Origin of the sequence: Mesorhizobium sp. M7A.F.Ca.US.014.04.1.1 (genome assembly GCF_003998745.1) — a bacterium.
GTDB lineage: Bacteria > Pseudomonadota > Alphaproteobacteria > Rhizobiales > Rhizobiaceae > Mesorhizobium > Mesorhizobium ciceri.
This window is the reverse complement of the sequence record NZ_RZRW01000905.1, coordinates 1-1,609: the sequence shown is the minus strand read 5'-3', so window position 1 is coordinate 1,609 and position 1,609 is coordinate 1. Positions and strand designations below refer to the sequence as shown.

The following is a 1,609-nucleotide window of genomic DNA, read 5'->3' as shown; positions in this document are numbered from 1 at the left end:
ATGCTTGCCAAGTGCGACATCGCCGACATGTGCAGAATGGCATGCGTTTCCCAGAAGAATGTCGTCGGAGCAGGAGCAATGGCAGTTGAATTCACGCCGCCATGCCCGCCCAGATGAATGGCGAATGGCAACCCCACTTCCGCGCAGGCTTCGTAGATCGGATGGTAAAACGGGTCGCCATACGGCTTGACGGACCCCTGGGAGGCGAGAACCTGGACCATGCGCGGATGGCTGCCAAGACGGCGTATCTCGGCGGCAGCGAGCTTCGGATCCTGTGGCGCGATGATGATCGAGCCCATGAACCGATCGTCTTTCGGCAACCACTGATCGATCTGATAATCGTTGTAAGCGCTGACCAGAGCGCTGGCATAGTAAGGGTTAGCCAGGGTCGACGCCTCGATAGGCTCATCGCCGGCAGGATCGCCACGTCGACTTTGTATTTGTCGAGGTGCTTCTCTTTCATGATGAAATAGTTGTCGGCTTCCGTTTTCGGACGGATGTCCTTGCGGGAAAAGTCCTGCGGGTGGAACCAGGGCCGATGACCATGCGGAAAGGCCCCAACGGGCCCTGTTTTCTCGCCCTCGATGAACATGTCTTTCCACAAGCCGGAGAGATAGGGCTCCAACACAGTAGCGCTTGACCAGTAATTATGACAGTCGCAGTCGACTATGAACACTTCTTCCGCTCCGTATCCGTATCTCGTCCCGGCGGCGCTGCCGGCCGCTGATGTGCTACAGCTTCCGCCTTGAGTATTGTTTGATCAAGCTTATGATACGTGGAATATGATCGAGTTTTTCGATTGGAGATTTCATGCAACTTGATCACATCGAGACCTTTCTGGACATCATCGAATCGAGAAACTTCAATCGCACCGCGGATCGGCTAGGATTGACCCAGTCGACGATCAGCACCCGCATCAAGAACCTCGAGAGCGCAATCGGGTCCGAACTGTTCCAGCGCGGACGCGCTGGGGCGGAACCGACCGCCGCAGGACGCCGGTTCGAAGCTTACGCAAGATCCCTGCTGTCCACATGGTCGCAGGCTCGCCACGATGTCCGGGCGTTCAATCGTTTCGAAGGCACCTTGCGCGTCGCCGCGCAGGACGGGATGACCCGCTCGGTTTTGCCGGGTTGGGTGGAGACGCTGTGTCAGGCTCTTCCCAAATCGTCGATCCATGTCGAGTCGGATTATTCGAACCAGATGGTCAGCGACCTAAGCATGGGAAATCTCGACATCGCTGTGCTTTACGCCCCACGATACCTACCCGAAATCTCCTATGAACATTTGATGGTTGAGGAATATGTGATGGTTTCCACGGTAGCCAGAACCCTCTCCGAGGTCGATCCTGAAACCTATATTCGTCCTGGCTATACGGTCCTGCTGGAGAAGGCCCATGCCGAATTGCTTGGCGAGTTGGCGATCTGTCGCCTTTCCATGGGATCAGAAACCTTGGCGGAGATGATGCTACGGCGCGCGGGCGGGACCTGCTATATGCGAAGTGACGATGCGCGCAGGTTCGCCCTCGAACGCCCATCGTTCATCGTCGAAGGTGCTCCGACCCTGCATCAGCCGGTACACACGGCCATCCTGGCGCGCCGCAAGCACGAAC

Annotated in this window: 1 protein-coding gene and 1 pseudogene; one reads left to right on the top strand and one right to left on the bottom strand. The window is 57.1% G+C overall.

Features of this window, described 5'->3' with window-relative positions; genetic code table 11:
* Positions 1 to 676, bottom strand: a pseudogene (locus tag EOA22_RS32940) (amidohydrolase family protein); the annotation flags it as partial.
* A gap of 134 nt (positions 677 to 810) precedes the next feature.
* On the opposite strand from EOA22_RS32940, the gene EOA22_RS32935 reads away from it, so the two are divergent.
* Positions 811 to 1,609, top strand: a 799-nt coding sequence (locus EOA22_RS32935) for a LysR family transcriptional regulator (RefSeq protein ID WP_164756151.1), incomplete at its 3' end; no start/stop codon positions are given.